Origin of the sequence: Methylobacterium sp. WL103, from assembly GCF_008039885.1 — a bacterium.
Classification (GTDB): Bacteria; Pseudomonadota; Alphaproteobacteria; order Rhizobiales; family Beijerinckiaceae; genus Methylobacterium; species Methylobacterium cerastii.
Genome location: NZ_VRUX01000112.1, coordinates 1 through 10133, shown reverse-complemented (window position 1 = coordinate 10133; position 10133 = coordinate 1). Strand labels below are relative to the sequence as shown.

Below are 10133 nucleotides of genomic sequence, written 5' to 3'. Positions count from 1 at the left end.
GAGGATAGGCGGAGCGGGCGGGGCCGGCAGCGACGGCGCAGCTGGTGGAAGCTCTAACAGCGGTACCGGAGCGGAAGCGACGACGGTAGGCGGCGGTGGCGGCGGCGGCGGCGGGGCTGAAGCTTCTGACGTTGCTAGGGGTGCCATTTTTTTCGCTGGCAGCGGCACCGGAATCACTGGTGGCAACGGTGGGGCCGGCAACGGTACGGGTAGTGGCGGTGGGGGCGGAAGCGGCGGTTATGCTGGCTTCGTGGACGGCGATGGGTCTATTATTCTCCTGAAAGACGTGACCGTCAAAGGTGGAACCGGCGGGCGGGGCGGAGCGGCCGGTGGTGCCGCCGTCTCTTTCGGTGGCAATGGGGGAGACGGCGGCGCAGCTGCCGCATTAGGAGACGGCGCCTCACTGGAAATCAGGGCTGGTGGAACCGTTCGCGGTGGCACGGGCGGAGCCGGCGGCGAGGGCGGGGCGTTGGGCACCGCTGGAACACAGGGCGCGGGTGGTGCCGGGGTCATCGGATCGGGGATCACCGTTACTGTAGTGGCTGGTGCGACCTTGGAAGGTGGCGTTGGATCGACGGCTGGCAATGCGGCGACGTTCGTGTCTGGCGCGAACGTGCTCAATCTCGGCGGCACAATTACGGGAAATCTCGCAATCCAGACCGGGATGCTGCAAGTTAACGCAGCCGACGGTGGCTCCACTCTGGCCAACGTCATCACCGGTGCTGGTGGGCTGATTCAAAGTAGCGCCAATGCGCTGACGCTAACAGCAGAGAACACCTATACTGGTGCCACAACAATCAACGGCGGAACGTTGCAAGCCGGCGCGGCTAATGTTATCGCCGCGCTGAGTGCTTTGGTGCTTAATAGTGGAACTTTTGATCTCAACGACTTCAATCAATCAGTCGGCTCGATAAACGGCGAGACAGGAATAATCAATCTCGGATCGAAGACCCTAACTTTCGGAACGTTAGGGGGTAGCACGTCATACGGCGGCGCAATTACAGGTACGGGCGGTATCACCATGATTGGTGGTGCAAAGCAGTTCCTAGGCGGAGACAATACATATACTAGTATAACGAGAATCACATCTGGCACCCTGAACATCACAAGCTCGACCGCTCTTGGTACGGCTGAAGGCGGTACGGTTGTGCAAGCGGGCTCCGTGCTCGAAGTCCAAAACGACATTACGGTCATGGGCGAAGCCTTGACGCTGTCCGGGGACGGCGGCGGCGGCGGTGCCCTGCGCAGTATCTACGGTAACAACACCTTGACCGGTACGATTACATTGGCTGCAGACACGCGCATCAACTCGGACGAAGATACGTTGCGGTTGACCGGTGGTATTTCCGGCGACGGCGCACTTCGGAATCTGACGCTGGGCGGAACGGGCAACGGTTTGGTTTCCGGTGCCATAGCCGGGAACCTTAATGCCCTTACCAAAGATGGAGCTGGAACCTGGATCCTGTCGGGCGCTAACACCTACACCGGCGCCACAACGATCGCTGGCGGCACGCTCAATATCCAAAATGGCAGCGCGCTGGGTACGGCGGATGCTGGCACCGTGGTTGGGAATGGTGCTGCGCTGCAGCTTCAGGGTGGCATCACCGTCGTCAGCGAAACTCTGACGCTCGCGGGCGCTGGTTTGGGCAAAGGCGCCCTACAGAACGTTTCGCAGGACAACACCTACGGCGGCGTCATCACGCTGTTGGATAACAGCGTCATCGCTTCGGCCGATGGCACGCTGACGCTTACCAACGCGGTAACGAACAAGGGGGATGGCAACCTCAACCTCAGCGGCGCAGGAAACGGCGTCGTCTCTGGGCCGCTGACACTCACCAACGGCTTCCTTGCAAAAAGCGATGGTGGGATCTGGACGCTATCGGGCGCCAACACTGTCAATGGGGTGCAAATCGAGGCCGGCACTTTGCGGGTGACCAACTCGGCAGCGCTCGGGGCGGGTGAGGTGGAGGTGTTCAGCCCGACAGCCTTGGGAACGCTTAACATCGACGGCAGCCAAGCGCCCGTCATGATCACCAACCTGATCAAACTAAACAACGCTGGCGTGGGAGGTCTGGGCGCACTGACTGGCAGCGGCACAGCCAGCGTGACCGGCAACGTTGTTTTGGACAGCAACGCGACGATCGGCACGACGGCATTGACCGACAGTCTGACGATTTCGGGTCAAGTCCAGGGCGGAGACAATGCTACTCTAACTAAGGTTGGAGCAGGCACGCTCACCCTAACCGGTGCCAACACCTACACCGGCGGGACGACGGTCACGGCAGGCACCCTCAGGGTCCAGAATGATTTGGCGTTGGGTACAACGACTGCAGGGACGACGGTAGCGAACGGTGCCACGCTGCAGATCTCCGGTAGTAGGATAGCCGAAGCACTGACGCTCTCCGGCACGGGTGTCAGCAACGGTGGCGCCCTGCAACTTGAGGGTTCCGACAGCACCGTTTCAGGAGCGATCACGCTCGCGGCAGACAGCCGGATCAACGTTGGGGTCGCCAGTAATGGCACACTCGCAGGTCCGATCGATGCCGTGCCCACAGGTGCTGCCCTCACCTTAGGAGGTACTGGCATTGGTAATGTCTCAGGAAACATCGCTGCAAGTGTCAGTAGCCTCACGATTGACGCAGCGGACACCTGGGTTCTTCGTGGCATAAACAGTTACACCGGAGCTACGACGATTTCGTCGGGTAGGTTATTGCTCTGGGAGAATGGTTCGATCAGCACATCGAGCGGCGTAGCTATCGCTACTGGTGCGACCTTCGACATCTCCATTCATACCGGCGGTGTGTCGATCAAGAGCCTGGCCAGTTCGGCTATGGATCAGACTGGCGCCGTCACGCTAGGTGACAATGCTCTCACACTTACGGCCGCCACCGGCACCTTCTCCGGCACGATCACCGGTACGGCGACCAGCAACCTCACACTGCAGTCTGGTACAGAGATCCTTGCCAACGCCAACACGGGCTTTGCCGGGGCCGTCAACCTCACCGCCGGCACGTTGGCGTTGAACCACGCCACGACGGTCGGGGGCACGACCACCATTGACGCAGCCGGTTCAGGCGCGATCACCTTCGCTGCCGGCGCGCAGACGCTGCGCCTCGACACGGCGGGTACGCTCGCCAACACCATCGCGAGCTTCGCGGTGAGCGACACCATCGACCTACGCGCTATCAACTTCACGGGGGCGCAGCTGAGCGTCAACGGTACGACGGTGACGGTGACGGAGACCACGGGAGGCAACGACGTCAATGTGCTAACGATCAACGCCGCCGCCCCCGGCTATCAGTACGCGCTGGTGAACGACGGGGCCGATTTTGCAGCACTCCAACTTCAGGCCATCCCACCGGCACCGCCCCAACCACCGGCTCCCTCAGGGCCGACAGCGGTAGCCGACACCGGCAGCACCGTCATCGGCACGGCCGTGACGAAGGCGGCCGCGATGGGGGTGCTGGTCAACGACAGCGGCGCAGGCGGTACGCTCGCCGTCACGGCGGTGAATGGCCAGACGGCGGCCGTCGGCAAGGCGGTCGCGGGCGCCTACGGCAACCTGACGCTCAACGCGGATGGCTCGTACAGCTACGCCCCCGATCCGGCCAAGGCCGTGTTCACAGGCTCGGTGGTAGATCATTTCACCTACACCGACACCGCCAACGGGCAGACCGCGACGACCACCCTCGACATCACCGTGGCACCACCGGCCGCGAGCGTACTGTCGCTGTTCGGCACGGTGGTCACGAACGCGGCGACCCAAACGGGCAGCGTGTACGCGCTGTATGAAGGCCTGCTCGGCCGGGCACCCGACGCGCTCGGCTTGGAGGGCTTCTCCGCGTCCATCCAGGCCGGCTCGAACCTCACCAGCGTGGCTCAGGCGCTCCTCGGCTCGCCCGAGCACGGCCCGGCAATCAGCGATCCGACTGCCTACGTGCAGAGCCTGTACACCAACGTCCTGCATCGCTCGGCGGATGGTGGCGGGCTCACCTACTTCACCAACGAGCTGAACGCGGGCGTCTCGCAGGCTACCGTGGCGGTGCAGATCGCCACGAGCACGGAGGCGCAGAACGTGAACGCCAAGGCCTTCAGCACCGGCGTGTTCGTGCCCGACGCAATCGATGCGGCAGTGGCACGGGAGTACTACGCCGTTCTGGGCCGGACGCCCGACGCGACCGGGCTTCAGAGCTTTGAGTTCCAGGTGAAGCAGGCGGCGGTAAGCGGCGGGGCTAACGGCGCGATCCAAGCGCTCGGCAACGTCGCCAACGCGATGCTGAACTCATCCGAGTACGCTTCGACGCACATGGGCCTGAGCGACGCCGGGTTCGTGGACAGCCTCTATGTCGGGGCGCTCGGGCGACATGCGGATGCCGGCGGCGCAGCTTTCTTCGCCGACCAGCTCGCGCATGGGATCTCGAAGGCAGCGGTTGCCCTGGAGATCAGCCAGAGCTTCGAGGCACAGGTCCACCTCGTCGGGCAGATCGAGAACGGGTTCCACCTCATCGGGTGAGGCGGCGCCTGATCCTCAATCCTGAAACGACCCTCAGCCCGGCCAGCATCCGCTGCGCCGGGCTTCTTCGTGCATCTACGTCTGTGATCAGATTTAGCTGCGAGCGGCCATCGCTTTCCTCGACGAGTTCGACTTCCGGTACAACAACCGGGTGAAGCTCGGCGTGGATGACGTGGAGCGGGCTGACCGGGCGCTCGCTGGCATCTCCGGCAAGCGCCTGACGTATCGAACAGTTAGTTAAGAAGATTTTTTAAGGCGCGGAGACCTAATGCCATCCGGCGGTTTCCTCGGGTCGTACACCCCTTTAATAGCGATATCGCGCGGCCAATAGCCAAGGTTTTCAAGGCTGACAAAGTCATCTTGGTGCCGCCAAATAATGGTGCCAAGATTTTTTGCTTTATCTTTTCCTGCCATTGGAACGCCGTCACGTTCCATCGCAGCGACTAGAGCGCCGCGCTTCACCGGGCGGCCAATCTTGAGCAGGGTATTTCTCGCAAACCGAGCTATCTCTTCAGGAGGGAGTATCCCGCGTTCGCGCTGCCGCTCAACTGGCGTCTCCTTTGCTTTTTTCGACTTTGAGCTATTTCCGCTGATGTCTGAAAAAGTGTTGGCGAGGGCACTAAGCGTATCAATAGCTTCTTCAAGCTTCGTGAGTTCGGCACGAAGTTCGGCTCTTCGCTGCACAAGTTGATCAATAACTTCGGTAACGTTTGCCATGACGGGATCGAACGCCTCAAGTCCGATTTCAGTGTGCCCTAAGAGCCCTAACAGTGCACTCATCCGCCCCAAAATTCCTGTTGGAATGGTTAAGGAATCCTTAACATGCACTCCGCACGCTGTGGAGGACACGACCCAGGCTATTGTGGCGCCGAGCGAAACGGCGTACTGATTCCCAGGCCGATTTAGAATCGGTTGCTGGATGGAGTGAGCATGACAGCTAGTAGCCCCCGGCGCTTTGGCGCCACCGGCGTGCCTGGGGGAGACTAAGGAAGAGGATCGGCAATCCTGCTTGCAACAGGAAAACCGATCCCCGTGGTGGACCAGCAGCCGGGCGGCGAAGCGCGCGACGCAGTGGTATCCTTGCCGATATCTTGAATCGCACGTTAGCCGCCCACCCTGCAACCCCTTTCTTACGGAAGGAGAGCGCGATGGTATGGGTGAACCCCTACGTCCGCCGGCGGTTCGGGTCTCTCGAACACGTCTGCGGCCACTTCCGCAGCTTGCCGGCGTAGAGCCGCAGCGCGAGTTGCCCTATGGCAAGCGTGATGCGGTTGGCGGGTGACGAAAATGGTCTCTAGGTAGGCTCTGGCCGTCGGGTTCGCCCGGCGGCTTTTTGCTGTCGGCAAGCCTTCGCCGTAGTCTGAGATGAAGGAGCCGTCCACATGCCCGATGTCATTGCGTCCGATGCGACGATTGCAACGGTTCTGAGCAGCCTAAGGAACCCAGAGCGTTACGTCTGCGGCGTCTTGGATCAGATGTTCGCGTGCCGTAAGGCGCACGGAAACGCGGCTGTCAGGATCGGCGTCACTGGTACGGGTTTGATGCCCTACTATCGTGTGATCTTCGACGCGGAGGACGGCTCGGCAGACTCGAACGACCGCATATTTGGCGCCTACTTCGATAACCATACGCCGCTTGAGTGGAAATCGAGCGAGGCGAGCAACCGCTTGTGGAGTTCCCGGTTCATGTCGTTTGAGGAAGTGCAGGCTTTGCTTCCGCAGGTGCGGCCGTCACGAGTGAGGAACGTGCGATGACAAACACCTCCACCAAGCCCAAGCCGCCTGGCAAGAAGGTCGAGCCGCTGTCCCCGGCCGAGCAGCGCCGCCGCTTCGAGGAACCGTCCCGCGAGCTAGGGACGGACGACGGGGAGACGTTGGACCGAGTGTTCGGGAAGATAGTGCCGGCGAAGGTACCCGCTCACAACAGCGGCAAATGATGACTAGAGCTCTCCCGATTATTGTCCTGACGAGTTCAATCGCTTCGAGCCCCGCTACCGCAGACGAAGTGTGGGTTTGCACCTCGGGAGGAGATAGTCCAACCCCGATGTCGTACTACGTGCAAAGCGGAACTTTGCTAGAATTGCCTTCAGTTTACGGGAAGCGCTACAAAATAGTTCGCAATGATGAAAATGTTCTTGTAGGCATTGCGACCACTGAGGGTAGTATAAACAAATCAACAGGCCAATTTGAGTTTGGGGCTTTCACGTTTGCACTAGCGAAGCCGAGCGGAAGCTACACTCTTTCGTACTCATATAGCTACGGCCATGGGGCTATGGAGAAGGGCGCCTGCGTCCGCTCATAGGGGCCGCGGCTCTTGAGTACGTCAAGTGCAATATCGCCAACGAAAATGCCCCGCTCGGCGGATGCCGGCAGGGCCAAGTCGCGGGAGGAACAAGGCTGAGGAGCCTCACCCTTCGGGCGCCGGGGGAGGCGCATGGAGCCGCCTACGGTGACGCCGACGACGAAGGCCGTCGCCGTTCACCGCCCGCCGTAGCCGCCGGCCCCATGATCAGCGACTTCAGCGCCGCATCGGTGAACGGCGTTTCGGCGCCCCGCATGATGATGTCGCGGATGCGCTGCACGCTGTCCGGCGCCGCGAACGTCTCGGCCAGGGTCGCGTTGTTGCGGCCGAGATAGGCCCGGCGCGAGGCATCGCCGACGTTCGCCAGCAACGACCGCCCTTGGGTCTTCAGCGCGGTCAGGCCCTGCTGCGGTAGCGTCTCGCCCCCGATCTCCGCCCGGTACTGCGTGTTGAAGTCCGTCGGGCTTCCCTGCGGCTTGCGCGTGCCGGTGGCGCGGAATGCCTCGACGAGATCACCGACCGCCCGACGTGCCTGCGGGCATTTATAATGCTGAGGAACACGGCACGTCTGTAGCAACGGCTACCTCACATGAGAAGCTGAAGACCTAGCTCTATCTGTCCGGAGAGGTGGATCTGTGCCTCGCCACTTTCGGCGATCTCCAAGGCGACCATTCCTCGGCTCGTACCCTGCGCCAACTCGGCAGCGTAATAAGTTGCACCGCTACCATCAGCGTGCCGTCCAAGTGCGTTTACGAACAAGCTATCGACGAAAGCCGCGTTCGACTGGTCGGGATGCGTGCTTGCGTAAGCCGCGGTGCCGAGCAGACCATTAGCTACGCGTTCTAAGCCTTGATAGCCTCCATCCGGGCCGCCAACGGCTGCTCTAGCGCTCGCGGTGTACACATTCAGGCCACCTGTGTCTGGCGCGCGCCCCAGCAAGCCGTAGAACAGTCGTGCCACTCCAGCAACAATCGCGTCGGGCACGAACACGCCGGCCGTAAATGTCGGAGCGAGTACAGCCTGAGCCTCGGGCGAGGTTCCGATCTGAACTGCCACCGTCGCTTGCGAGACACCCTGGCTCAGCTCGTCTGTGAAGAACTGTAATCCGCTGGCGTCCGCCGTTCGATGCAGCAGATTCGTATACAACTCCTGCACATAGCTTGTTGAATCCGTAGAGCGTACGCCACGTTCCGCCGAACCAATAAGCGCATTAGCTACGTCGGTAAGGGAAGCACCATTTGCGACAGCGTTGGTAAATCCTTCCAATCCAAGCGGATCTGGCGCACGACCCAGCAACGCTTTGTACAGTGCGAAGACGCCTCCCGCGGATGTGGCCGGATTGGTCTCAACCGTCCCGAACGTGTGCAGGACTCCACCAAGATCATCGCTGATTGTACCGTAATCTGCCGACCCAATCACAGTTCCAAAATTCGGATTTGTGAGCGATAGGGCGAATGACTCGTCTGACTCGAAGACGCCGTCGCCGATAACGTCGATACTAATCGTCTTAGTGGTCTCGCCTTGCGCAAAGGTTATCGTACCCGACGGTAGAATGCCGCCTTTGAAATCGGCTCCAGACGCTGCGTTCGAAAAGCCTCCAGTGACAAAGTAATCAACTGTCTCACTTGGCTCAGCTTCGCCAATGCGTGAGACGGTGTACTTGAACGTCGTGGTGAGCCCAGGAGGGCCCTCCGCCAGGGTGGAAGGGAAGGGTCCCGACAGACTCAGGAATGGTACCGGGTCATCGTTGCGAATGATCCCGTTGGCAATGGTTTGGCCGAGCACAGCGTTCGTGGACGGGTTTGACAAAGTGACTGTGAAGCCTTCGTCTGCCTCATATATCCTGTCGGGGTCTATCGCTAATGATATTGTAGTGGAGACCGATCCGGCCGGAATGGTTACTTGGCTTGACGAGAAAGCGCGACTATAAAAATCCGAAGCGCTGGCGGGGTTTGCTCCACTACCTGCGGCGCTTACGTCGACCGTAACATCCTCCGCAGTGCTGCCAGTGCGTGAAACGCTGAATTCGGCAACCGTGTAGCTTCGGTTTCCTTCGACGATATCGGATGAAAGTGAGGCAATCGAAACTATGGGACGGGCATCGTCGGGGTTCGTTGCCATGTCTTGATCCTTATGACGTTCGTCGACCCGGCCCGCTCAATACGGACGCCTCTATGCCGTAGCCTACCTCGCGTTTGGTGATACACACAAATGAGCATCGCGCACGAGCGTGCGACATTAAAAACCGTTCGGCAGCACCACGGCGCAATATCCAACGCGTGCAGTCATACCGGAAGGGCGCAGATTGCGCGTCATTCAGAAAGTCCCAAAGATTACTCGCACCTTGCGCTGTACGTTTGTTAGCGCGCGGCTCGATCCCGAGTGAACGGCTGTCTTCATTTACCGGAGCAGTATATCTTCAACCAGCCTAACCTCGGCAGGAGGCATCGCCGATCCTCGCGATGTTGACGGACAGAAGATCAAATTTTGCCATTGGTTGACGGCGACTATCGGTCGCTCGCCCTGCGCACCGCCGCCACCTCGGGCCGCTGATGCTCGTCGTCGGCCTCGTCCAGGAGCTTGATCGCTTCCGTAGCCCGCGCCCCGTAGGCCGTCTGTAGCTCCCGGCGCTTCGCCGCGTAGGTCGCCGGGTTGTAGTCCTCCAACAGCCGGGCCGCGAGCTCGGGGTTCTGAACCACCTCGTCGCGCAAGCGCGAGATCGCCCCGGACTGGATCTGTGCCGACTTGCGCCGGAGGTACGTGGCAATGAGGTCGACGCCGGCAATGGTCGGCGAGAGCTGGCCGCGGTGGACGCTTCGGATGCGGCTGGCGATGGATGAAGCAGAGAGCGCCGCATCGTAGCCGGCCTTCATGCCCTGAGCCGTCCCCGATGAGCCGGGACGGCGCGCCCGCGTGGCGCTGTTCGCGCCGGCTAGGGCGTCGAACACGTCGGTGATGTCCCGGAGCTGTTCCGGCTTGTCGCGGTACAGCACCTCGGCGACGGCCTTCGTTTGCGGGTCGTTCAGGAAGTCGTTCCCGCGTCGGCCGCTGATCTGCTTCGGCTGGTTCACGCCGCCGTCGACGGTGGCCCGATCCTTCAGCGCTTCCCAGAACGCCGCCCGGGCGTGCTCCGGGTTCGTGCCGGCGGTGTCGAGGAGCCGTTGCGCCGCCTCGGCCGGCTTGGCCGCCCCGAGGACGGTGCGCATCGAGCGGACCGTCCCGGCCTCGTCATACCGGAGATAGGCGGCCTCCGGCGAGCGGCCGGGGGTCGTGAGATCGCGCCGGGTCGTGTCGGCTGCAGCGCGGGCCTCCGCCGATG

The 10133-nt window shown here is 61.4% G+C and carries 7 protein-coding genes and 1 pseudogene; 4 read left to right on the top strand and 4 right to left on the bottom strand.

What is annotated here, in order from left to right; genetic code table 11:
• Positions 1-250 precede the first annotated feature (250 nt).
• Complete coding sequence (locus tag FV222_RS09635; RefSeq protein WP_187277287.1) at positions 251-4513, top strand: DUF4214 domain-containing protein; 4263 nt, start codon at positions 251-253, stop codon at positions 4511-4513.
• Between the two features lie 115 nt (positions 4514-4628).
• Positions 4629-4754: pseudogene (locus FV222_RS09630) on the top strand (IS1595 family transposase); the annotation flags it as partial.
• On the opposite strand, the gene FV222_RS09625 reads toward FV222_RS09630, so the two are convergent.
• Entirely contained in the window at positions 4751-5230 is a 480-nt protein-coding gene (locus FV222_RS09625) for a hypothetical protein (protein ID WP_147814036.1), read from the bottom strand. The pseudogene FV222_RS09630 and the gene FV222_RS09625 sit on opposite strands and share 4 nt — an antisense overlap.
• Before the next feature lie 665 nt (positions 5231-5895).
• Between FV222_RS09625 and FV222_RS09620 the strand changes: the two genes are divergently transcribed.
• Positions 5896-6267 (top strand): hypothetical protein, encoded by a 372-nt coding sequence (locus tag FV222_RS09620; protein ID WP_147814034.1) that lies wholly within the window; start codon positions 5896-5898, stop codon positions 6265-6267.
• Entirely contained in the window at positions 6264-6449 is a 186-nt protein-coding gene (locus FV222_RS09615) for a hypothetical protein (protein WP_147814032.1), read from the top strand. Before FV222_RS09620 ends, FV222_RS09615 begins: the two co-directional genes overlap by 4 nt.
• A 507-nt stretch (positions 6450-6956) precedes the next feature.
• On the opposite strand, the gene FV222_RS29500 is transcribed toward FV222_RS09615, so the two are convergent.
• From FV222_RS29500 to FV222_RS29495, 3 genes are all read right to left on the bottom strand, one after another.
• A complete protein-coding gene (locus FV222_RS29500) occupies positions 6957-7391 on the bottom strand; it encodes a hypothetical protein (protein ID WP_187277285.1) in 435 nt (144 codons plus the stop codon).
• Between the two features lie 8 nt (positions 7392-7399).
• Positions 7400-8935, bottom strand: a complete 1536-nt coding sequence (locus tag FV222_RS09605) for a DUF4214 domain-containing protein (protein WP_147814028.1) — start codon at positions 8933-8935, stop codon at positions 7400-7402.
• 386 nt (positions 8936-9321) lie between these two features.
• Positions 9322-10133, bottom strand: an 812-nt coding sequence (locus tag FV222_RS29495) for a hypothetical protein (RefSeq protein WP_187277284.1), incomplete at its 5' end; no start/stop codon positions are given.